The organism is Vibrio sp. VB16 (assembly GCF_015594925.2).
GTDB lineage: Bacteria > Pseudomonadota > Gammaproteobacteria > Enterobacterales > Vibrionaceae > Vibrio.
Window position 1 is genome coordinate 1,502,972 of sequence record NZ_CP087591.1, and the last position, 25,106, is coordinate 1,528,077.

At 42.9% G+C, this 25,106-nt stretch carries 13 protein-coding genes; 9 read left to right on the forward strand and 4 right to left on the reverse strand.

Annotation, left to right across the window (positions count from 1 at the left end; translation table 11 throughout):
* Positions 1 to 5: 5 nt before the first annotated feature.
* Both IUZ65_RS23115 and IUZ65_RS23120 read right to left on the reverse strand, forming a co-directional pair.
* Complete coding sequence (locus IUZ65_RS23115; protein WP_195706348.1) at positions 6 to 749, reverse strand: 5-oxoprolinase subunit PxpA; 744 nt, start codon at positions 747 to 749, stop codon at positions 6 to 8.
* Between the two features lie 429 nt (positions 750 to 1,178).
* Entirely contained in the window at positions 1,179 to 3,905 is a 2,727-nt protein-coding gene (locus IUZ65_RS23120; RefSeq protein ID WP_195706349.1) for a bifunctional acetate--CoA ligase family protein/GNAT family N-acetyltransferase, read from the reverse strand.
* Positions 3,906 to 4,120: 215 nt separating this feature from the next.
* Here IUZ65_RS23120 and IUZ65_RS23125 point away from each other — a divergent pair, with 215 nt between their 5' ends.
* Together IUZ65_RS23125 and IUZ65_RS23130 are read left to right on the forward strand one after the other, a co-directional pair.
* Positions 4,121 to 4,693 carry an SPOR domain-containing protein gene (locus tag IUZ65_RS23125; RefSeq protein ID WP_195706350.1) on the forward strand — a complete coding sequence of 191 codons (573 nt, stop codon included), beginning with the start codon at positions 4,121 to 4,123 and terminating at the stop codon, positions 4,691 to 4,693.
* 198 nt (positions 4,694 to 4,891) lie between these two features.
* Positions 4,892 to 5,893: a D-alanine--D-alanine ligase gene (locus IUZ65_RS23130; RefSeq protein ID WP_195706351.1), complete on the forward strand. Its 1,002-nt coding sequence runs from the start codon at positions 4,892 to 4,894 to the stop codon at positions 5,891 to 5,893.
* Here the strand turns inward: IUZ65_RS23130 and IUZ65_RS23135 are convergent.
* Positions 5,877 to 6,803, reverse strand: coding sequence for a tyrosine-type recombinase/integrase (locus IUZ65_RS23135; protein ID WP_231363620.1), 927 nt, complete (start codon positions 6,801 to 6,803; stop codon positions 5,877 to 5,879). The two genes, IUZ65_RS23130 and IUZ65_RS23135, sit on opposite strands and share 17 nt — an antisense overlap.
* Positions 6,804 to 6,940: 137 nt before the next feature.
* On the opposite strand from IUZ65_RS23135, the gene IUZ65_RS23140 reads away from it, so the two are divergent.
* The 7 genes from IUZ65_RS23140 to IUZ65_RS23175 all read left to right on the forward strand — a co-directional run bounded on the left by IUZ65_RS23140 (position 6,941) and on the right by IUZ65_RS23175 (position 15,450).
* Positions 6,941 to 7,303, forward strand: a complete 363-nt coding sequence (locus tag IUZ65_RS23140) for a DUF3319 domain-containing protein (RefSeq protein ID WP_195706352.1) — start codon at positions 6,941 to 6,943, stop codon at positions 7,301 to 7,303.
* Between the two features lies 1 nt (position 7,304).
* A complete protein-coding gene (yciH, locus tag IUZ65_RS23145) occupies positions 7,305 to 7,616 on the forward strand; it encodes a stress response translation initiation inhibitor YciH (protein WP_195706353.1) in 312 nt (103 codons plus the stop codon).
* Between the two features lie 142 nt (positions 7,617 to 7,758).
* Entirely contained in the window at positions 7,759 to 8,181 is a 423-nt protein-coding gene (locus tag IUZ65_RS23150; RefSeq protein ID WP_195706354.1) for a VOC family protein, read from the forward strand.
* A 1,171-nt stretch (positions 8,182 to 9,352) separates the two neighbouring features.
* Positions 9,353 to 9,793 carry a hypothetical protein gene (locus IUZ65_RS23155; RefSeq protein WP_195706355.1) on the forward strand — a complete coding sequence of 147 codons (441 nt, stop codon included), beginning with the start codon at positions 9,353 to 9,355 and terminating at the stop codon, positions 9,791 to 9,793.
* A 446-nt stretch (positions 9,794 to 10,239) separates the two neighbouring features.
* Positions 10,240 to 11,916 carry an ABC transporter transmembrane domain-containing protein gene (locus tag IUZ65_RS23165; RefSeq protein WP_195706356.1) on the forward strand — a complete coding sequence of 559 codons (1,677 nt, stop codon included), beginning with the start codon at positions 10,240 to 10,242 and terminating at the stop codon, positions 11,914 to 11,916.
* Positions 11,913 to 14,144 carry a peptidase domain-containing ABC transporter gene (locus IUZ65_RS23170; protein ID WP_195706357.1) on the forward strand — a complete coding sequence of 744 codons (2,232 nt, stop codon included), beginning with the start codon at positions 11,913 to 11,915 and terminating at the stop codon, positions 14,142 to 14,144. Before IUZ65_RS23165 ends, IUZ65_RS23170 begins: the two co-directional genes overlap by 4 nt.
* Positions 14,137 to 15,450 (forward strand): HlyD family type I secretion periplasmic adaptor subunit, encoded by a 1,314-nt coding sequence (locus IUZ65_RS23175; protein WP_195706358.1) that lies wholly within the window; start codon positions 14,137 to 14,139, stop codon positions 15,448 to 15,450. Before IUZ65_RS23170 ends, IUZ65_RS23175 begins: the two co-directional genes overlap by 8 nt.
* 221 nt (positions 15,451 to 15,671) lie before the next feature.
* On the opposite strand, the gene IUZ65_RS23180 is transcribed toward IUZ65_RS23175, so the two are convergent.
* Complete coding sequence (locus IUZ65_RS23180; RefSeq protein WP_229638297.1) at positions 15,672 to 25,076, reverse strand: VCBS domain-containing protein; 9,405 nt, start codon at positions 25,074 to 25,076, stop codon at positions 15,672 to 15,674.
* Positions 25,077 to 25,106 lie beyond the last annotated feature (30 nt).

The window sequence follows — 25,106 nt, forward strand, 5'->3', positions numbered from 1 at the left end:
CGGTCTCATAAATTGGCAATGGATTCTCTAATTTTACGAATACAAGCAATAGAGTGGGGATTATCACTATGAATGCAAACGGTATCCGCTTGTACTGCTAACGGTTGTCCAGTAACGGTCGTAACGCTTCCATACTTTGCTATCTGCATGACTTGATAATAGATATCGTCGCTATTGTGTATTACGGCTTTGGGGTGATCTCTTGGGGAAAGCTGTCCATTATCAGAATAGGTTCTATCAGCAAAGGCTTCGAATAGTAACGGCACATTAAAATCATCGGCCATTTCTAAGTATTGTTGATTTTCTGAGGTCGACAAAATCATAAGCGGCAGTGAATAAACTTGCGCGGCTTTGGCGATGGCTCTAAATATGGCCGGCGAGCGCATCATGTCGTTATAAAGCGCACCATGAGGCTTTACGTACTCAACCTTTGCTTGATGCAGTTCTGTAAGTGCCTTTATTGCACCAAGTTGATAGAGTACCAAGTGGGTGATTTCAGCCTCTGTATGGGCGATCGAACGTCGTCCGAAACCTTGAATGTCGTTATAACTGGGATGAGCCCCTATCTTTACCGAATGCTTCAGGGCCAACTGAATGGTTTGTGACATTATATTTGGGTCGGAGGCATGAAAGCCACAGGCGATATTCGCCATGTCTATCCACGGCATAACTTCTTCATCTTCGCCCATTTTCCAAAGGCCAAAGCTTTCACCCATGTCACAGTTAATAGATAACTGTTCAATACTCATCTGAACCTCTTTTGTCTTCCTTGAAATAGCGCTAAAGGGCTTGCAACGATTTTACCGATATAAGAGTCCATTTTATTTATTTGATAAATAATTAATGGGGTAAAGCCAACAAAATAGTAATGTTTACTTTCTAATGTTAGAAATAATACGACGGCGGTTATTGATCAGTATCGCTATTCAAAAATAAAATGGTTATCTGCGTGTTAATTGACCGACTCTGCTGCTAGTATGTGACTAGTTCTTACCTACATTTTTATAACTTTTGTTTTTACACATTTTGAGGGGGAAATATGGAGCTGGGTTTAATTATTGTTTTTATAATTGCAGCGGCACTTATGGTGCGAAAAGAGATGAAGTCTAAATAGTGTTTTCCCTATTTGAATTAAAAAAAGACCGCAATGCGGTCTTTTTTGTTGGTAAGTAAAAAGTTCAATTAAGAATCAATAACATATCAGCAGTTCCATCCTCAAATTGAACGTCGAGTTCAAAACCAAGTTTTTGTGCCAGAGTTAACATCCCTCTATTGGTCGGCATTGTCATGCCTGACATCTGCTTTGTGCCTTTGTTTTTGCAAAAGTCGATGATTCTTGTCATTAATATTCGGCCTAAACCACAACCTTTAAGATCAGAACGGATCAGGATAGCAAATTCTGCATCGGTATTATCCGGGTTGATTAAGGCTCTAGATACACCCAATATCTCACCTTTTTGAGTGACGGCAACAAAAGCGATCTCTCGGTTGAAATCTATTTGGGTTAGGTTGGATAACGCTTCATGATTCAACTCACCCACTTCAGTAAAGAAGCGTTTGTAGAGGTCTTCCTTGGACACATTATGAATAAAGGAGGCGTGAGCAGGTTCGTCTTCAGGCAGGATAGGGCGAAGCTTGACTTCTTCACCACTTTTTAGGGTCACAAACTCTTCCAATTCTACCGGGTAAGGACGGATAGCTAATCGCTGGTGTGGGTCGCCGGTAAACGGTTTTAGAGTCAGGTCGGCATCTAATATGGTTAGTGACTTGTGCCCAACAAGAAGAGGATGGATATCCAGTTCATGGATCTGTGGGTTGTCGATGATCATTTGCGAAAGTCGGACTAAAAAGTCACACAGTAGATCGATGTCAAGATTGCTGGTTTTCTGGGGCCTTATCGTGTGCCCCTTAATGGCGCGGATAATAAGGTATCTTGCCAATGCCATGTTTAAAGGTAGGATACCAACAGCAGCATCAATGCTTTCATCCCACTCCGATCCCCCTTCGCCCAGCATGATTACAGGGCCAAAGGTGGCGTCTGTTTTGACCTTAACTCTTAATTCATAGGCACCAATTCGGCTCGCCATCGCTTGGACTAACAAACCGTGAATATTTGCAGAAGGGTAGTTCAGTTGCACACCATCAAGGATAGATTGCGCAGCGGTTTGAACCTCTATAGGGTTGCGTAAATTCAGAACCACACCGTGTACATCTGATTTATGGGCGATGTCTGGTGACCGAAGTTTTACCGCCACGGGATAACCGATGGTGTCTGCAATTTGAACGGCTTCAGACGGCTCTTGCGCTATCCATGTTTCTAATACGGTAAATTTATAATTCGACAGTAATGGCGTTATCTCGTGTGTATCCAGTACCAATGTATTGGTTTCATTTTCTGGGCTGATTTCGCTTGGGTTCTGCTTTGTAAGTTGGGACTCAATCTGATTGGCAAGCTTGGATTCTATCCAACTGCGTGCTTGTTGCTTGTTTTTGACATCGATCTGCTCCGAACTGGTGGGGGTTTCAATGAGTTGTTTCTGATTTCTTCTATATTCCACTAAGTGCATGTAAGCGACAACGGCACTTTCGGGGGTTCTGTAGGTTGGAATGCCAGCTTGAGTAAATAAAAGCCGTGCTTCTCTTGCGGTTTTCTCGCCACTCCAGTTGGTCAATATGTTGAAGCGTTTGTGTCGTGGATGCGCCTTTACACAATCGATTATCGCTTGAGCCGTCTCAATAGAATGTGCGATTGCGGACGGGCTATGCATGATCAGAAGGGCGTCTATATCATCGCTGTCGAGTAGTGCATTTACCGAGTCTACATAACGATTTTTATCGGCGTCACCGATCATATCGATGGGATTACTTTTCGACCATGCTGATGGAAGCGCTTGATCCAACTTTTTAATAGTATCGTCACTGAGTTCGGCTAATTTGCCACCTCGCTCTAGCAAAGTATCCACGGCCATTATTGATGGGCCACCACCGTTGGTAATGATACCGAGTCTTTCGCCTCTTAATGGCACCGCGTGAGTAAGTGTCTCCACGGCTGCAAACAACTCATGGGTATTTTTAACTCTTAACATACCCGTTCGACTGATCGCTGAATCATAAATGATATCTAACGTATCATTGCCGCCGGTGTGACGCTGCGCAGCTCTTCTTCCAGCGTGTGTTCGGCCACCTTTAAGGACCAATATGCGCCGATTTCGAGAAGCCGCTCGCGCAGCTGACATGAATTGACGTGCATCTTTAATGGAGTCTATATAGAGAAGGATCGCCGATGTTTTGCTGTCGGTACAGAGGTGATCAAGCAATTCAGCCACGTCGATATCACTTCCATTGCCAATGGATACAAAAGCAGAGAAACCGATGTCTTTGTCGTTTGCCCAATCTAAGATGGTCGTGCAAACCGCCGCCGATTGAGAAACAAAAGCGATGTTGCCTTTCGCAGCACTGACAGGCGAAAAAGAGGCATTAAGGTTTAACCAAGGAAGGATAAGACCCAAACTGTTTGCACCTAACACTCGAATGCCATTCGCTTTCGCGATAGCGAGGCACTGTTGTTCTATGGTTTCCCCGTCGCCATTTGTAATATGCATATCGGATGACAGTACAATCGCTGCCGACACCTTTTTTTCGGCTAACAGCTTAAATATTTCTACGTTGCGTGACGCATTGGTGCAGAGAACGGCGATATCAGGCGTAATAGGTAATTTATCAATTGAGGGGTAAGCAAGTACACCACATACTGCCTTATATTTGGGTGTAACCGGCATAATGGCGCCCTGAAACCCGCCTTTCAACAGATTATTCATGACTACTTCACCAGCCCTAAAAGGTCGGTTTGATGCTCCAATAACCGCGATAGAAGTCGGCTTAAGCAGTTTAGAAATATTATTCATAGAAACCTCGGGTATATACCGGTTCATCAATAATAATAGATTTCTCGTTGAATGAATTGTCTATACTTTATCTATGTGACAGAGCATACCGAATTGTTCAGCGAGACTGTGTCTTAGCTCACATCCTAATAGTATCTATTAGTATTATCTACTTGATTATATTGCGTTCAATAGGCATGATTTGCGTAGCTTATTAAGGAACTTATGAATTGTTTATGAGAAATATTTCTATTATTGCTTTGTCTATTTTGCTTACCGCTTGTTCATCTGGTGAATTGATCACCAATGTGACAAGTGAGAGTCATCAAGAAGAGTATAAAACTAAACCAATGGTCGAACCGATGAAAGAGTCGACTGTAATGGAATCCGATGTTGGGGTTACCGCGGTAGCACAACAACAAGTGGTTAAAGCCCAAGTATCTCAGCCCAAACCGTCTACTGCCACGCGTTCTAGCAACAAGATGATCAAAATCTTGCCGCCTACTCAAAAGCAAGAAGCAAATATGATGCGTTTTGGTTACACCATACAGGTTATGGCCGTAGGCAGTTCTCAGAAAGCGTTGAGTTATGCAAACCAGTTACCAGAGGCTCATCCGGTTTGGGAGCATCACAAACAGGTGAAAGGAACAGATTGGTATGCGGTTTTATATGGTGATTATGCGACCAAGTCTGAAGCGAAAGCCGCAATTCAAACATTACCTAAGTACTTTAGAGATCTAAAACCGTTTGTTAGAAGCCTAGACGAGATTAAAAACTCATCTTATCCGAAGTTGGTTAAGATTAAGTAATATTGCAACTGGCGTATAGTCGCGATTTATTTTGCTCAAATTATTAAAAGGAACCCTTGGGTTCCTTTTTTTGATTGAATTCTGAACGAACAAATGGCTAGATTGTATTGGGCTCTATTTTTTACTGTACCTACGGTATCAATTGGTTATGATTAGAATTCGATAATAATGTTGTTGTTTCGCGGAATGATCTTAAAAATGAATAAAACATCTATTCTTCTCTTATGTGGTGGCGGTTCTTCAGAGCATGAAGTCTCTTTGGTATCTGCGGCTTATTTATTGGATCAACTCCAGAAACAACCAGAGTTCGAAGTCCACTTTGTGGAAATCACCAAAGATGCGTGGCTGCTTGATGGTGCACATGTCAATTTGGATATCAATAAAAAGGCGCTAATATCTGATACTGGTGAAATCAAAATTGACTATATTGTGCCGTGTGTACATGGATACCCAGGCGAAACGGGGGATCTTCAGTCAATGTTCGAACTTGCTGGTATTCCGTATTTTGGTTGTGGGGCTGAAGCGAGCACAAATAGCTTCAATAAAATCACCTCTAAACTATGGTACGACGCGATTGGGATCCCGAATACGCCTTATCTATTTTTGGTTGATGCTGACCAGAAATCATTAGACAAGGCATCCCAAGCTTTTGATAAATGGGAAAAAGTTTTTGTTAAAGCTGCATGTCAGGGATCATCTGTTGGCTGTTACAGTGTCACTGAAAAGAGCGAGTTGGTAAAAGCTATTCAGTCTGCTTTTCACTATTCCGATCAAGTTCTCATCGAAAAATCGGTCAAACCGCGAGAATTGGAAGTTGCAGCGTACGAATATCAAGGAACGCTATTTGTAAGTAAACCTGGCGAGGTGATTGCACCAGACAATGCCTTTTACACTTATGAAGAGAAGTACAGTGCAGATAGCCATTCTCATACTGAAGTTGAAGCGAGCAACCTTACTGCACAACAGTTATCGGATATTGAAACGTTTAGTAAAACCGTATTTAATCAAATGAAATTGAAGGACTTATCTCGCATCGATTTCTTCTTAACCGAAGAAAATGAACTCTTGCTGAATGAGGTTAATACTTTTCCTGGAATGACACCGATCTCTATGTTTCCTAAAATGGTTGAACATAACGGACATCAGTTCAGTGAATTTTTAGCTAGCGCAATAAAGAGCGCGCTTAATCCCAAGGTTTAATCACTTTATATTTGGTCATTTCGTTTTCCGCGACACGCTTCATCTGTAAATATTGCGCTGGCATAGCGGGGCTAAGCCAGCGACCGAAATCTTGGATATCCCTTATATTGTAGCCTTGCCTTTCAAGCTCTTGAGTTGCACCCACTCGGGCTGACTGTCCTGTGAATCTGTAGTGATTGGACAAACCTAATCGATCACTGGCTCTTCGAAGGATCCGATAGATTGACGAGTCATCGAGTTGATGCATTCCAATGTTGCTGTGTTTGTCTATACGACGGAAAAGATACCCTTGCGAACCCGTAAGAAATTGAGTCCAATTAGATAGGGCAGAGCCTGCTTTGTCACTCAATTTGTATGTCATGTTATTCAAGTTCACACACCACTGATTGTCGATCTGATCTACATCACTCAGTTGCAGGTTCTTTAGGTTGGTTCTTTTCAGAGCACACTCAAACATGATGTAATAAAGAGCAAGATCACGGTGACCCCGTAACGTATCTTCCCGGTTCAATAACTCATCTAATGAATCAAGGTGTTTTGTTGTCAGGGCGTTTGCTTGTCTCGCATCACCTTGTTTTTGAAGCCTTAACTGCGACAGAGTAAATTGTATTTGGCGATGTGCGGTTGGGGCTGGATAGCTATGTAGTTTATGTATGGTGCCAATAGTGATGCTGTAACGTCTTATGGAGGCGAACTTACGCTCTCTAGACTCATACTCGAGAAACATACGTATTGCTGTGATAGATGCTGGCAGGGCGTTAACATGTTTTGCTTCACAAAACGAGACAAATCTATTCCAGTCGGTTGTCATAGCAAGCACAGAACTATGCGAATATTGCGTGTCTGTTAACTGATTGATGTCATCGTTAACTATATGATTATTATATTTTTTTCTACTTATATCACGCACTATGATATCCGTTATTGGGGGGATGTTTTTCTTGATCATAGTGCACTATAACTTGATGAGTTGAATGAAAGAATATACTTGAATATGTGACAATTACAATTATTATATAGTGACGAAAAACAAAAAGAATATTCATTATGGCTACGACGTTTCATAGAGGCTACAGCATTCAATCCGGTGCTGATAAAGATGTTTGGCATGTCAGGATTAAAAAGCAGATTTTGTCTGGTAATTTGCCAGCGGTTAAGAAATCGGTAGATTGGTGGTGCGATACCGCGACCATTATAGATCCTATCGAATTTGCGTCTCTCGCGCCTAAAAAAGAAGAAGAAGTAACTGAGCAACATGAAGAGTATAATGGCCAGCTATTAAAGAGTGACAGTGGAGCTAAAAACTCCTGGTACTGCTTTTTTAATGGCAAGCTTATTAAGGGCTCTAAAGATGCTATCAAAAAGCATATTGACAAACACGTCGCGGTAGCGGCAATAAGAAAGAAATAATATGTCTCTTGTATATTCAACAGAAATCGGCCGAATTAAACCAGAAGAACAAAAAGTAAACCGCCCAACGGGTGATGGTATCGTAAGGATACAGAAACAGACCAAAGGACGAAAAGGCAAGGGTGTTTGTATTGTCACTGGGCTGGATTTAGATGATGCAGGACTTAAATTAGTCGCAGCAGAACTTAAAAAGGTTTGTGGCTGCGGTGGTTCTGTAAAAGATGGGACCATTGAGATACAAGGTGACAATCGTGACAAAATTAAGGCTCACCTAGAGAAAAAAGGTTACACCGTTAAGTTGGCGGGTGGTTGATAAATTGTTAACTCAAGCAACGCTAACAATCATAGCCAACGTCGAGTTGGCTTTTTTATGGGTATGATGTTGATCAAAAGCTTTTTTAACCTAGTATAAGGTGCAGTAAAGCTAAACCAACGATTATGGAGGAAAATCTTTTATGAAACAGTCAATTGTCCATATAGCATTAGTCGTTAGAGACTATGATGAAGCTATCGATTTTTACGTTAACAAATTGAAATTCGAACTAGTCGAAGACACCTACCAGCCAGAGCAAGATAAGCGTTGGGTTGTCGTGTCTCCACCTGGTTCTAATGGTGTCACTCTGCTGCTTGCACGAGCGTCAAAGGCAGAACAACATAACTTTATTGGAAACCAGTCTGGAGGTCGTGTATTTCTGTTCTTAAACACGGATGATTTTTGGCGTGATTATAATAGAATGGTAGAAGAAGGTATTAAATTTGTTAGGCCTCCCCAAGAACAAGATTACGGTGTGGTTGCCGTGTTCGAAGATCTTTATGGAAACCTTTGGGACTTACTCGAACTGAATGAAAATCACCCCATGTCGGTAAGAATGGCATAGCCAGCCCCTCAGAGCCATCTAACCGAACATATTCACTGACAATAAAAGAATAATAACCGTCCAACATGTTGAATAATTCAAGAGTCTGATTCTAATTAATTCAGTAATAGCGTAACTAATTAGTTTTTGAACCAGAACCACTCTTTTGAAAAAAATAAAATGACACTTTATATATGTTTGATATAAGGCTATATAAAATATAGTTGGAGTGTTAGTTATATGGCGATAAGCATTAGAGTTCCACATAAATCATTTCCATATCGTCCCAGTTATATTCATATGATTGAAATGGCAGAAGAGTAAATAAGAGATAGACTACTCGTACATTACTCTAAGGTGTTTATTGATAAAAATGAAAATATATGGGCAATGAAAGAGGTTATGAGATACCCTCATGAACTTGTCTGGTATCAATCTGTATCGACATAGTCTAATAGAATATGGAAAAGTAGTAACTGGGAAATATTAAAGGAAAATTTTTCTGGCATATATTCTTTTGTCGATTTATCAACTGAGGGTTATTCTCTTAGGCAATCTCTCGCCATTGTTAAACATAGCTTTGCAGGTATCTGTCTTGATAGTTTTATGGTACATGGTTCTGCGGCGGTTAATGCGAAGAATGTTTTAGTTATACTAGGAAGCTCTAGACCTGAATGCGTAACTTACCCAGGTCAGTATATTCACTACAAGGAGTCAGGGTGTCCCCTCCAGCCTTGTGGAATGCACGGGTATTTTAGTGGTTGCAAGAGAGAGCATGAACATCTTTTTTCCGAAAATAACTGCATTTATCCCTTTCCAAAATGCATGAATACTATTTCGGTCAGGGACGTTTCAGAAACATTAGAAATGTTGGCCCATAACAGAAGTATACGTATTAAAAATAATAATATATTTTGAATTAGCATGACGAATGTTAAATATATTCTATGGTTTATATTCGATATTTATTTTTACTATTCATCCTAATTAGTGATTCTATTTTATTCTCTATGTTTATCAAGATTCAATGAAATAAATTGAGGGAGATTATATTATTTGTATGACATTTTTTATGTTTGGATTATGTTGAATGTAAATTTCTGAGGTATCTTATTTTTCTCTGGGTAGGAATAAAGAAATTAACATTCATGAATTTATATTAATGAACAAATGCTAATGTTGGGAGTTCTCAGTGAAACGAATGGAAGCACCACTAGATATGGCTATTGGCACGAAATTTAAAACAAATCGACATGGTTATGCGACGGTTTTATATTATTACAATTGTTATACCGTTATAGTGGGTTTTGAAAATACGAGTAATATCCGCTCAATTAGTTCAACAAAACTGAGGTCTGGTCAATTTGTTGACCGTTTAGTGCCACCAAAATCTATAATAATAGGTGAAAAAATTCAATCAATAAAATATGGCGTACTGACGATTAGAGCAATAGAATCTGAAAATATAGTCGTGCTAACAAATAGTGATAATAAAGAAATACGCCTGTTGTTACCATCTGTTCAGAAAATGAGAGCCAAAGGAACTGATATTGAAATCCAAACAGGTGAGGGTGCAATGCTAACGCCACTAATTCAGTTTATTAAAAGTAACAAGAACGGCGACAGAAAATAAAAAATTCCCGACTCAATTCATGATTAAGAGAAGTATCACAACAGTCGGTGTGAAAGTCCCCATCAACCAACAAGATTGAGAGAACAGCAAATGCGAAGATTTAAAAGTAGGTCACACGCACAGCGCTTCCTCAGTATTCTCTCTTTAATGTATAACATCTTCAATTTACAAAAGCACTTGTGTAGTGTCGAGTTCTACAAAATAGCAGTATTGTTGCCTTTGCTACATGGAGTGATACTACAGGTAGTTAAGGGGTCATATACTGGGATACTACGACTCAATTTAGTAAGTTGACAGTACCTTTTTCTAGCTAAATATTAAATCCAGACAACAATCCGAATATTGATTTACTGGAGGATTAAAAAATACGTAAAATCAGTTCGTTACCTTGCAATACTTAGGTTTATGTACCAATCTTATTTTATAAGTATGGATAAGGATTGTGTATGCCCGTCAGTTCAGTAAAAAACAAAGGGGTAGTAGGAAAAGTTCTACTGCCTTCTTTGCTCATCAATTTACTCTCTCTCGCCGTTCCTCTAACGGTACTTCAAATCTATGACCGTATTTTACCTAACCAAAGTTATGGAACCGCGACTCTACTTTTAGCGGGTGCGACTTTGGCTGTTGCAATGGAAGCACTCATTAGGTTTGTACGAACTTGGCTTCTTTCTGCTGCTGCCAGTAATACAGAAAAAGCGACGTATCAAACCTTGGTTGAAAGGGTAACCACCGCTTCATCAAACCATATTCGCCATCTGGGTATTGGTGGTGTAGAAGAGGGGCTCGGCTCCGTATCAAAAGTCAAAGATTGGTATTCAGGTGGGATTATCGCTGGTTTTATTGATCTACCTTTTGCATTGATCTTTTTAGGTTTGGTGGCTTACATCGGCGGTGAGCTGGTAGCGATACCTTTGGTAGTTTGGCTAATTACACTCGGTATTGTTTGGCTATCTTCTATTCGCGTTAAAAGCCTAAGTGAAGAAGCGTCTCAAGATGAGCAGGAGCGAAAAGCGTTTTTGATTTTGCTGAGCCAAACAGTTCAAGGAATCAAGCGACAGGCCGTCGAGTCTCGAATCTTTAATCAGTTTAAGTTCCTCAACAATGTTCGTTCTCAATCCAAAGCAAGAGAAGAAGAACAGAATGCGTTCGCACAAGAATGTATTCAGCTTGCTGCCTTAGCGACTTCAGTGTTGCTCGTGATTACCGGTAGTTTATGGGTGTTGGATGGCCAGTTGACCACAGGTGGACTGGCGGCATGTTCCATTTTATCGGGTAGGGCCGTTGCACCGTTAAGTGCTCTGGTTGGCGTCCGAATTAAGCTCAATTCAATACACAGTGCTAATCAAGCAATAGAAAAGTTGAGTGACAAGTCGGTTACTGTACATCCTGTCTCCAAGCCATCGACTTTTACCCATACCACTCCTGATCAACTTCAAGCAACGCTTACCGATTTTGAAACTTTGGAGATTAAACAAGCAACGGTTGAAAGGTACAGTGCACTAGGACAAGTGGACTTGATGTTGAATAAAGGCGAGCTGGTTCTTCTGGAAAGTGAAGACCGTCATATTAACAGCCATCTACTATCATCGATTGCAGGTATTGATGATCTGACAGCGGGTGAGTGCTTCATTAACGGGGAATCCGTTTCAATTGCATCCGTAACCAACATTGCAGCCTATTGTGGCGTTAAAGGACAATTGGTGTCGGGCACTATACTCGACAACTTGTGTGGCTTTGATCCCGAGAGGACACAAAGCGCCAATGACTATGCAAAGCGTCTTGGTTTAACCAAAGAAATTACCCGTTTACCGGATGGGTTAGAAACTCAAATTGGCCATACGAGTGCTTCTTTATTGAGTATGGGGAATGTGAAAATGCTCAATATCGCGACTCAGCTAGCAAGTGACAAGCCCGTCATTATGCTAGAAAGGCCTGACTCTTCGTTAGATTTAGATGCCCTTGGGAACCTAGTTAAGGTGTTGGAGCAAGAAGTCTCGGCAGGACGAACCATACTGATGGTCAGTTACTATTCGAAACTTCGCGAGTTAGCTAACCGAATCATTACAGTGGAAAGTCGAGCCATTACGGTCAAAAGTGAAAGTAATCAGGAGGCCGTAGTATGAATAGTTTAGATGCTAACAACCGTTCAAATACGAGCAACCGCCCAGATACGAGCGGGCGACAAGAGATGATGAACCATTTAGAAACCGAGAGCCTTTCTGTTCTTAAGCAATTGGAAGTGAACGCAAATATCCAATTGTTTGCACATCAATGGGTCGATGAAAATGGCATAGAATCGATTGACGATATGTTTGCCTTGTTCGATAGGTTAGCACTGCCATACCGCCTAGTTGCCGACTTAGACGAAGTCGGTGACCACAAATTATTGTTATTGGTACTGAGTGAGAATGAGTTAGTCTTAGGTCATTTTGAATCAAAACAGTTTATTGCTTCGGACTCCACTGACGATATTACGAATTCCCCCCAGTTTTGTATCGTTGTAGAAGGTCCGCCATTAGAAAAGGGGTCTCCTGATTGGGTTGGCGAAAGGTTACATGCGTTTCGCCCAATCATTCCTAAGTTACTGCTGGTCAGTTTTGTCACCAACTTGTTTGCATTAACTGTTCCATTTATCACTATGTCGATTTATGACCACGTGATTGGCGGTGACGCGGCGCACGAGTTGCAAGGTATCGCCATTGGCGCGTCTTTGTTGTTTGTGATGATGGGTTGGCTAAGAACATTGCGCAGCCGAGTGTTTGCTTCAGTTTCGAACCGAGTGAGTCGTGAGATATCCCAATCCTTAGTGCAACGTTTGCTTCGAAATAGCTACGCTCAAAATCAGCAAACGGCATCTTCTAGTCAACAGAATCAGGTGATGTTGTCAGAGCGTATTTCGGGTGTGTTATCTGGTCCACTAGGCAATGCTCTTTTTGACCTGCCATTCATTCTTATTTTTGTGTTAGCGATTGGCATTTTAGGAGGTTGGTTAGTTTTAGTACCCATCATATCTTTGATTCTTTATTACTTATTGGCAAAACGGTCGATACGTTCAAGCAGCAAGCGTTCAATGCAATCGACAGTCGCGGGTACTAATCGTCAAAACATGACTAATGAGCTGTCATCCAAACTCGCCTTTATCCGCAGTGCCGGTTTTTCTCAACATTGGATTCAACGTTTCAAAAAAGCTAACCTCCTCGCGTCAACGGTGACGTTTAACCAGTCGGTTTTACAGAGCCGATATACCTCCATTTATTATTTTATTGGTGTGGGTTCAACCTTAGCGGTGATGGGATTAGGGATAGGGCTGATTTTCGAACAAGTTATGACTCCCGGTGGTCTTATCGCGTCCATGATGTTGATATCCAAAGTGACAGGTCCGGCTCAAATGTTGGCGAACAGTGCGATGCGCTTTAATAGCTTTAATCAATCCAAACTACAGGTGAACCGTATCCTTTCTCAACCTTCTGAGCGAGAATTTAGCTATCAGCATCACCCGTTGTCATCGGTAGCGCCTAGTTTGAAGTTAGAGCAAGTAACTTTGCGTTATCCCAAGCAGAGTCGCCCGGCATTGAACGGAGTGAGCTTTGAGATCGAAGCGGGAGAGGTTGTTGCTATTACCGGGCCTTCTGGTAGTGGTAAGTCTACGTTGATTGAAGTGTTGTCAGGCTTACAGCCTATTCAAAATGGTATGGTTGAGCTTGATGGCGTTAACCTTGTTCAATACGACCCGCAACTTTACCGCCACTGGTGTTTGATTCGAGCTGCTTATCCGGATTTATTGACGTTGAGTATACGAGAGTGGCTAAACGACGGGCATAAAGTCGAAGAACAGAGAATGATTTCTGCAATTGATATGGTTGGAGGGAAACGCTGGTTCAACACACTACCAAATGGGTTAGATACTTCCATTAGTAGCATCCAACCGGATAGCATTTTTGATATGTTGTCAGGTAGCGTTGCGCAGATCCTCATTGATGCAAAAGCTCTGGTTTATGATTACCCAATGTTCTTAATGGATAATCCAGTGCCAGACTCACATCCAAACGCCAAGCGTATCTTTGGTGAGTTTGTGCTATCGAAAAAAGGAAAGGCAACGGTGGTCTACACCTCACACGATCCGGATTTAATCAAACTTGCCGATAAAGTGGTGGTTCTAAATGAAGGTGCAGTCGTTTATGCTGGGCCTTTAGAACCAGAGCCGCCGCAAGAACCACAAAAGCCTCAAGAATCACAGGAGCCTCAAGAAAAAACTCAAGTTCAGCAGTCATCTATTCAAGACCCGTTAGCTCAACAGCATGCTGCTTCTCAGGAACAATCACAGTCTAAGCAAGGAGTCGCTAATGGCTAAACAACCTATTGAACAGGGCAAGCGCTACGGTGAACTTGTTGAATCGCAAAATACGGCTCGTACTTTGACTTTGGCGACGTGGTCGGTTGCCTTATGTGTTATTGCTTTTGCTACTTGGTCTATGGTCACTCAAGTTGATGAAATTGCCAAAGCCAAAGGAGCTGTGATTCCTGAAGGCGAGAAGCAAGTATTACAAAGTGCAATCGGTGGCAAGTTAAAACAAATCTTAGTGAAAGAAGGTCAATTGGTTGAGAAAGGTCAGCCTCTTGTTGAGTTTGATGCGACCTTTCAACGTACCGCTCTTGAAGAACTCAAATCTCAACAAGTGACGCTTCTAGCCAGTGTTGAACGCATGAATGCTTTGCTTGAGCAACGAGAGCCCAACCTTGCGGAGTTTGAAGTAGATTACCCAGAGATTGTTAGCCAACAAAAGGCGCAGTTGAATGCGCAAAAAGCACTCTATTTCCAAAAGCGAGTGGTGCTTGAGAAAGAGAGCGAGGAAATTGCAGAGCAGCTTCGTAGCGTAGAAAAGACCTTGCCGAGTTATGAGAAAGAGTTGAATGCGACTAAGCAAGAGTTGAATATATTAGAAAAGGGCTACAAAACGGGTAATATTTCACGGTTACGGGTGCTTGAAATGCGCCAGAAGTTGGCAAGTATCGAGCAAAAAATTGAAGAAGCTCGTGGTAAGAAGTCGGTATTGATTAGACAAGCTGACAGTAATGATCAAAAAATCATACAGCTTCTTGCGGAGGCGAAAGCTAAAGTGAGCGATGATCGTTCTAAAGCCGTATCTGACTTATCAGCCCTGAACGCGAGAGTACGCTCAAGCCAAGCAAAATTGACCAACACCATGTTGGTGTCGCCGCTACAAGGTTTGGTGCAAAGCCTGCCAAGCACACGAAACGGTGGTGTTATTCAGCCGGGTGGGACCGTGGTAGAGATCGTCCCTGTTGGTGGTAAAGCTGACTTTAAAGCCCGTTTGTCGCCAAGAGATATTGGTTTTGTGAGTGTAGGGCAGCCGACTCGAATCAAGATTGATGCGTTTGATTACAGCCGCTTTGGGGCATTAAAAGGAGCGGTAGAGAGTATTTCGCCAACCACAAGTCAAAGTGAACGCGGTGAAATCTATTATGAAGTAGTCGTCTCGGTGGATGTCCCATATTTCCGTGATAATCCGGAGAGCTTTTCTATCTTGCCAGGTATGACGGGCGAGGTAGATATCACCACTGGTGAGAAATCTGTATTCCAGTATCTATGGAAACCGATTTACACGAACGTGAGTGTCGCGTTTGGTGAGAGGTAATCCCTATAAAGAGTAGCTGGATAGTCAACGAATAAGAAAGTAGAAAAGTATAAAAGGGAGCACATCATGTGTTCCCTTTTTGGTTTTTATATTCTCTGTTTTGTATGTTGTTTAGAGAGAAACAATAGGGAGCAAGTAATGCTCCCTATTGTGTTTGCTTAGAGTTTAAGCGGTAAGTTGCAAGCACTAAGCGTTAGGTAATAAGTACTTGATATTTTTAGTTATGAGTTAGGATCTATCTCCGGTAACCCATCGATATCGTGGTGGTGATGCTCATCATCTTGGTTATGGTTGACGTTCGCATCATGGTGTTCAAGCGCATCTGACATATCCAAGTGCGCTTGGTCATGTGTCGTTGCATCTTGTTGGTCGACTTGTGCAAGTACGATGTCCATGTCCGCAGGTTGATCGTGAACAGTTGTCGATGTCGGATCGGGCTTAATACCTAGAGCATCCAGATAAGCTGCAGCGCCATGGTGGCTGGTTTTTTGATCGGGTTCTTGGTGAGCATGCTGGGTTAAATCCAGATAACTGTCATCACTTTGGGTGGTAGTCAAGTCCGCTTGGGAAGCCATGTCTGGCTCGTCATGTAGTACCGGAGGTGGTGGCGGTGGAGCTGGGTGTGAAGCATGTGCGATAGGAGTGATTGTCATATCAACCACCTCGGTACCAATATTTAGTTTGCCGCTATTCCCCGGGCCGTGACTCAGTATCTGAATGTTGACATGCGCGACAACTTCATCTTGATTCGAACCTTGTAAGGCAACTTCGAACTTGTCTTCATGTTGACCAATGCCAGAAGCACTGCCATGTGGCCCTGTGTGAACATTTGCTTGTTCTTGATAATGTAAATCACCGGTTTGAGGGTCAATGGTTAGTGTTCCATATTGCCCATGATGACTGGTCACATACTGTCCATTCGGTAGATGGATTCTCCAACCGTGTTGTGTGGTGGGTACTGGTGTTAAAGACGGCAATTGTGGTGGTATGCCAAGCGTGGCAAACACTTGATGACTTCCTGATGGCGGCTTGACCACGATTGGCTCAGGTATGGCACTTGCAGCAAAACCTTGGTTACCTGCGGTATTTCCGTGTTCGTCAGTCATGGTCGCCTGTACTTGAGAACCCGGACGAACTTCAATTTGTAACCCATGCTGTAGGCTGTGAGCATCTAATACATGGTCTTGTCCATTAACGACAAGGTGCTCGCCAATTTTTGCGTCACCAGGAGGCGTAATTGTTGCTGTGATAGTATTTGGGTGTCCGTGAGCAATTTCTGTTTTGCTGTATAAGTTGTCAACTCCTGCGTTTTCAAAAGTAATAGTAGGGAGTTTAACCTGAGTGTCGACTTGATAAGCAACATCTGTGGTGGCGTGAGCGCTGTTACCAGCGCTATCTGTTACCGCGATTGACGCTTCAATTTTTTGGTCAGCATCTGCAGTTAACTCGCTACCAGGAACGGCAATGGAATAGTGTCCTTGTGAGTCTACAGTGCCAGTATGTTGTGCCCCATTGACGTTCAAAGTAACAATGTCACCGACATTAAAATCACCAGAAACAACCCCTGTGATATCAACAGATGAATTGGATTCTTGAGCGTTAATTACATTATCAGCGGTAATTGGATCGGTCTGAATAGCGACATGTATTTGCGTATCAACGGTGAAAACTTGTGAACCTGTGGTTGCACTCCCCACATTTCCGACCGCATCGGTAGTTTGTATTGTTGCTTCAATAGAGTGTATTGGTGCAGCCTGACCACTTGCATAACTAGTATGAATATTAGCATGCTCCAACACTCTGCCATCAACTGGAATTGAGAAGTGTCCGCTAACGTCAATAGTGCCCGTGAGAGACAGAATATGCGCCCCGTTTATTTTTAAGCTTACTGTGTCACCTGCGTGATAATCGCCAGTCACCGTCCCTGTTATCGGAATGCTTTGACCCGATTCAAGGGCATTAAGCACGTTATCTTGTGTAACTGAATCGACGGTTATATGTGGAATAGGGTTCTGTGTATCGACCAATAAATGAGTTGAAATACGAGGCGTTGAATTGCCAGCAGTATCTACGGTTCCTACTTGTATTGGGTAGTCGAGATCGGACGCCATGATGTTTTGGTGAATAGATGCACTAAGGGTCAGTGACCATGAACCATCCGATTTTACGGTCGCGTCATAAAAATGATTATTACCAACGACAACATACACGACATCACCAGGGGCGATGTTGGAGGTTGTTCCTGTTATCACTAGCGGTTGATTATTCTCAGCAGCATTTAGCGCATTATCATGCGATATCGGATTCACAGTCACCGTGCCAGGGCTCGTATCTAAGGTAAAACTAAAGTAAGTCGCTGGAGATAAATTGCCTGCGATATCCGTTTGTCTTACTTGCAGGTTGTTTACACCTTCTACTGGGTTAAATACGGCAGTCCAAGTGTGTCCGCCATCATTTGAATACTCTACTTTTGCGCCCGCTTCCGTTTGAATTGAAAGCCGAGAGTCTTTAGTGATTAAGTCTGGGGTGTTGACGGAGTGTGGCCCAGTGTCGTTGCGCAATGAGACAGTCGGCGCGGTAATTGTATTGTCGAGGGTGAAAGTCAGTGAAGTATTGGTCGACACATTTCCTGCTGTGTCAGTTTGTCTCATACTAACGGTATTTGAACCTTGTTGTGGCGTAAAGCTCGATGTCCATGTATGCCCGTTGTCAGTGGAATACTCAACCGTTGCGCCTGCTTCTTGTCCGCCAATAGTTAGTGCACCATCACTGGTGATTAAATCGGAGTTATCACTTCCCGTATCATGGGTTAATCCAATGGTAAGCGGCGCAACCACAGTATCAACATGTACAGAAAGTAGTGACGATGTTGCAGGTTGCACTGATGAAGGAGCCAATGCTTTGGCAGATAGATTATGAGCGCCATCCGTTAAGTTGCTGACCACTGCACTGTATTGACCCGATGTGTCAGATACTGCGTGTCCAACTGGCGTGGAACCATCGTAAATAGTGACCAGTGAATAGGGAATGTCAGTGTGTCCCGTTATTGTTGGCGTTGTCTCTTTGGTGACGTTATCCGTATCTGATTTACCTGTATCATTCGATGTTGCTAAATCTATTGTAACTCCATTGTTTGGTGGCGTGTTTGTTCCAGTAGGTAAGCTTGGTTGAGTTGTTGTGACCAATGGATTGACAGGCACAGTTGTTGAAATCGTTGGTTGCTGACCAGGTACAACTGAAATATGACCATTGGTATCAAAAGTAATGAACTTCGATGATTCGCCACCATGATTGTCAGCCACTTTTACTTCAAATACATCGGTTCCGTGATACGTGTGTGTAGCTGAGTTATAAGTCATCCCTGCAACCGAAGAGTTTGCCGTGTACACATAGGTACCGGAATCCGGATCGACAGAGAGCGAACCAAATTGCCCTGTTGAACTGACGACAGAGAAAGTATGTGTATCTTTAACGTCAACATCGGTTTCAGTGAGGGTTCCCGTTGTCGGGGTGGTTTGGGTAACAGATAGTATAGGGTCATCATTAGTACCAACGACGGTTATGACTATTTGGTGTTTATCTCCTCCGCGAGAAACCACTTCATATGTAACTTGATGTTTTTCGCCTTCAGCAAGTCTATTTAAATTGTTGTTCGGAACCGAGTAAGTCCAGTCGCCGGCTCGGCCAATACTTAAATCACCGCCAAATTGGTCACTCACCGCATGTACATTTCGGTTGGCGACGAATTCACTTTCCCCTGAGTCAGGGTCGGAAACAATTAGTACTCCCGATACTGCCACAGTATGTTGAGAGTCACCTTGAACGTGGACATCCTCTTTTACCGATCCGGTATCGTTTACTGAAAATACAGCAGTATCATTGACTGCTGTTAATGTGGTACTTGCGCCTGTGTGTGCTACACCGCTATGTCCATCGATGACGTCATAAGAAAAATGCACCTGCCCGTTATAGTTAGTATCGGGGTGGAAGTTAAATGTCCCATCTTTGTTATCAACAATGACGCCGTGATCAGCGACTAAGTTGGTTATGTTTAAGTGCCCTATGTCGTTGTGATCGATGTCTGTAGCATTTGAAAGAAGATCGGACTTGTTTAGCTGAATATCGGTATCTTCTATTCCTGGTGCTAATTTAACTTGCGCTGAAACTACTGGTGCATCGTTGGTTCCCTGAACGGTTATGGTGAGCAGTTGGCTGGCAGTACCATCTAAGGAATGAACAGTGTGAGTTTCGGTAAATGATTCACCAGCACCGAGTTTTTGTACCTCATCTATGGAGTTATCAATGGTGTAGTTCCATCTGCCATTAGCGCTGATTTTGAACTGTCCATGGTGTGCAGTATTGACGGTTTCCGCTTGTAGATAAGATTGATCATGGTCAGGGTCCATCACTTGTAAACGCCCGCCAGCATAGAGGTTCGTGGTGCTCGCTGGAACAAAGTGTTCTTCAATAACAGATTGATTAGCAGGCAATAAATTTGGCATCGATACATGAATACTCGCGTTGCTATCTTCACCAGTTACTTTAACCATCACCGTCAGAGTTTGCCCATCTGACGTTTTTATCTCATAAGGGAATTCTTTCGATTCGCCAGCATGTAAACTTGCAACAAGGTCATCAGCGTGGCGGTTTAATGCGCTTTGTAATCTAAATTGGTATGAACCATCAGGCCAAACAGTTAGATCACCAGGGGCATACCCTTGCCCTATGTATTGTCCACTAAATACAAACTGGGTATTATCACCAGTATCTGGATCGACTAATTGTAATCTGCCACCATAGCCGTGTTGTGCGCTATTAAGTGCTTGTGTTTCTGTCATCTGAATAACGTTGGAAGCAAGCGTGGCTTTATCGTCTGTGCCGACCATGGTTATGGTGGCAATGGCAGGGGTTTGCCCACCATGATTATCATCAATCATGTAATGGACAACGACATCGGATTTCTCACCATCTCCTAGGTGCTGAAATACTTGAGCATGGCTATCAATGATCAACGAATGACCATCGCTCGCTATTATGACACCTTGAGGTAACTTGCCAGTACTGCCTTCAAATGAAGCCTGTATCTGACTAATAGATAAGACATCACCATCAACATCAGTGGCACCTGCAAGTAAATTTATAGTATGGTGCGTATCTGTGTCTTCTGTTACAGAATCAACAATAGGAACATTATCAGGGTTATCGTTGATCGCGCCTAGTGAGGTGATTGCTCCTGTATGGGTCACTCCACCATGTGCATCCCTAATATCATATGAAAAGTGGACATTACCGTTGTAATTTTTCTCCGGTGTAAATGAAAAGCTACCATCTGAATTAATTGCAATTGAACCATGATCAGCATGCAAATTTTCTATAGTAAGTAGCCCAGCATCGTTGTTATCGACATCGACAGTATTTTGCAGCAATTGTGCGATAGTGATGGTTTGGCGGGTATCTTCTGTGCCGGTGTTAAGTTGTACTTCTGATGAACAATACGGGCGGTCATTACTGCCATGAATTGTGATAACAATGTTATGAGTTGTACCGTCCGCTGACTTGATTGTGACTGTATCGGTTAGGTTTTGCCCCTGACCGAGTTTATCAATTGCTCTACCCGTTGAATCTTGGCCTATTGAAGCGTAATAGCTCCAATCACCGTTTTCTTGCAATATCACCTGACCATAATTTCCGTGGTAAATACCATTTTGGGCGTGGGCTTCACCACTATCGGCATCGTGGATATTAAGGTGGCCCTTGGTATGGATCTGATCATTCCATAATTTGCCAGTATTGTGATGCTGATGATCGGGCGATCGATCGTTCACCCTCGAACCAGACATACTGCCGTCTGGCGCCGTAAAAGTGTGTCCTTCATGCACATCACCAGTATCTGTCCCTGTAATTTTTGCGGCGTCGCTAACGGCATCTATGTGAAGAGTATTCGTCGCTTTCTGTGAGTCTACATGACCATCATTGACGGTGTACTTAAACTGAACATCACCATTGAAATCTTGCGCGGGGACGAATTGAAGTTTACTGATGTCTGCGGTGGCAATGCTCTGACCTGATGAGATGTCATGCCCGTCAAGAACAAACTTACCTTGTGCCGCTGGTGGTAGCTCTGTAATTGAAATCGAGTGCAACGTGTCTCCGGTGTCGACATCGGTGAACCCAAATTGACTTGCCTGCATTTGATAATGTGTATCTTCTGTTCCGTTGCTGAGAACGACTTTATTCACCGTTGGAACGTCGTTGGTTCCGATGACATCAATATGCAGATCGTAAGCAGTCCCATCATAACTATGAACACGATACACCACCGTTTCAGTCTGTCCTTGATCAAGGTGTTGTAGAGCCGCGTTGTCAACGCTATAACCCCAATTTCCGGCGCTGTCGATTCGCAACATGCCACCAAATGGATCGTGAATAGAGGTTTCACCAAACTGACTGTATTGGAATTTATTTTCACCGCTGTCGGGGTCAATGACTTGAAGTTGTCCATTTGCCAGCTCTGTAGTGATGCCGTTGTTGTGAGTGGCATGCGTGCCATCTTCAGTCACGCTTCCTGTTGTCACCTTAGTAATAATTGCTTGATCTGGAGTACCAGTAATCGTTGTATTTGCACCAGTATGAGTGGTGCCACTATGTGCATCGACGACATCATAGGTAAAATGGATGTTACCGTTGTAATTATGGTGGGGAGTAAAAGTGAAAGTACCGTCGTGATTATCCCGTATTGAACCATGATCGGCATGAAGGTTAGCGACAGAAAGTTTACCGGCATCGTTTGCATCAACATCTACGCTATTCGAAAGCAGTTCACTGGTTGTGATGGTCTGAGTTAAGTCTTCTTTCCCTGAATTTAGTTGTACTTCTGAAGAGCAATAGGGACGGTCATTGCTACCGTTTATGGTAATTACAATATCGTGCGTAGTGCCATCTATAGAGTGGACAGTGATGGCGTCAGTTAATATTTCACCTTCACCAAGTTGGTCGATAGCCGTCCCTCTGGTTGTTGGTCTTCCACCAATATGACTGACACTGCCTGCGTCAGCAACGTAATGCCAACTGCCATCCGTGTTTAGAATTAAATCACCGTAAGTACCGTGATAGTTATAAGCATTAGTATGAGCAGCAAAACCTTGCTCCCCCGTGTCAGGGTCAATCACTGTTAATTGACCATCGGCATATAAAACACTATTTCCCAGTGTTGCTATCCCCGGGTGAGCAAAATCGGGTGACATATTATCACCCGCTGTTTTTTCAATGACAGAACCCGTATCCACACCACCAATAATGGCGGCATCACTAGTACCAGTAATAGTAATCGTCAGGTTTTCTGTTGAGCTGCTGTTGTGCTCATCAGTGACTGTGACTGGAATCGTAAGGGTTTGAGTTTGTTTATCTGCCAGATGTTGGTAGGTACTATTCGAAGGATCAAAGCTGTAGCTACCGTCTTTATTTAAGGTCAATCCATCTACAGAATTTGCTACTGAATAAGTTAACTGGGCACCATGATCGATATCTGTGCCGACCATTTGATCTTGGAGTAATTGCCCATCTTCGGTAACCGAGTGCGATTGCGCAGCAATAGTTGGTTTATCGTTTGTGCCATGGACTGATAGTTCTATAGTGTGTGTTGTTCCATCAACAGATCGAATGACAACTGAGTCTTGTTTTACCTCACCCTCGGCAAGGTTTTGGATATTACGATTGTCTAGTGTGTAGGTGTAATGGCCATCTCGCATAAGCAATATGTGCCCACCTAATTTGGTGTCATAGCCGATACCTTGAATGGTTTGTGGACCAATATTTGAGTCAAATTGTGCTTCACCCACATCGGGGTCTTGAATATTTAGCTGACCGTCATAATGCAGTTGATAATGGGGGTCTATGTAGCCTCGGTCTTCGGTGACACCTCTTACAACACTACTAGTTTCTGTATCCGTGATAGTTGCAGTATTGTTTGTTCCATTGATCGTAATGGATATTTGATGCGGTGTACCATCAGCAGAGTGAATCGTTATTGTATCGGTTGTTGTTGAGCCGTTGCCTAACGCCTGAACGGTTGGGTTAGTGTTATCTAAATAATAAGTCCATGTGCCATTGTCGTTTAGGTGCAGAGTTCCTAGCGCGCCAGGAATATCGGTGTTAGAGAAGTGCGCTTCGTTAGTGTCGATATCAGAAATAGTCAGTGTGCCGCTGGTGCTTTGCTGGAGGGTTTCTTTAACAATGCCAGATGACGAACCTCCGATCATTGCTTTGTCATTTGCTCCATTGATGTTAATGACAATTTGATGAGGAGTGCCATCTACAGAATGCACAGTAATGGTATCAGTAGCGGTTTTCCCTTTAGATAAGGCTTGCACTTGCGGGTTGTTATTGTCTAAATCGTAGCTCCAAGAGCCTCCTTCGGTAAGGTGGAGATTGCCAAACAAGCCAACCAAATCACCCGCTTGAAAATGGCTTTGTCCTGAATCAGCATCGGTTACATTAAGTTGTCCCATTGCCTGAATGTGACCATCTTCAATGATTAACCCAGAATCCTTCCCTGTGATCACTGCATTGTCATCGGTTCCACCTATTACCATCTGCAGTGTTTGTGGAGTGCCATCGATGGTATGGACGGTAAAGCTTTCTATCGCGTGATCTGGGTTAGTAAGTGCTTGAATTGTAGATTGTGAGTTATTAACGTTGTACTGCCAGTGACCTTGTTTATCAATGGTAAAAACACCGAATTTTCCAACAAGGGTTTCAGCTTGAAGCCCACTTTCATTTTGGTCAGGATCGAGAACATCTATTTTTCCGTTGGTGGTCAGGAAGCCTTGAGAGTTAACCTGTTTGTCTTCGGTGACCGCGCCTGACAAATCACCAAAAATCGCCGGCGTATCTTCCTTACCTGCAACGGGTACTTGAACAATTACCTTAGCACCATTTGAAAGGTGAAGCGTAAAGCTATCGGTTCCTGTTTGATGGTTTTGCAGCAGAATGTATTCCGGCGAATTTGGGGCAAGGGTAAATGTATACCCGCCATTCGCATCCACTTTGAGGCTGCCATAAATACCTTGTATCGTTTCTGTTTTGAATACAATTGGGTCTACTGCGTGAATTGGCGGCTGAGGTGCATTAGTTAGTGGTGACTGCGTGTCGTGATGTGCCGAGACCGAGTTTAGTGAAGCAATAGTCGTTGCAGGAATATGGTGTACTTGAGGGTGAGAATGCTCTGCCAAGTGATGCGAAGAGTGAGCCGTGGATGAGGCTGGTTTCGCTGTTGCTTCACTCTTAACTTGCTCGGTGACGTAATGAGAAGTCTCGTGCTTAGCTGAAGCGGTATCATTGGCTGTATTATCTAACGTGTTAGCGGGTGTTGTGACATCAGTATCGTCAGATATTGATGGAACGACTGAATGCTCACTAGTGCTAGTGAGCACTTCATTTTCAGAAGCTCTCGCGAGTGATGGCAAAATTAATATCAATTGTTGTAGGATCGGCACATTAACATTGAGCGTGGAGAATAATCTTACTTTTTTTTTCTTGTTTTTTCCTCGTCGCTGCACTGTTGATACGTTAAGTTGTTTCTTGGTACGCACACCTGAATCAATTGTATTTTTACCTTTATTCTTCATATTCATTTAACCCATAAATAATGTAACAGC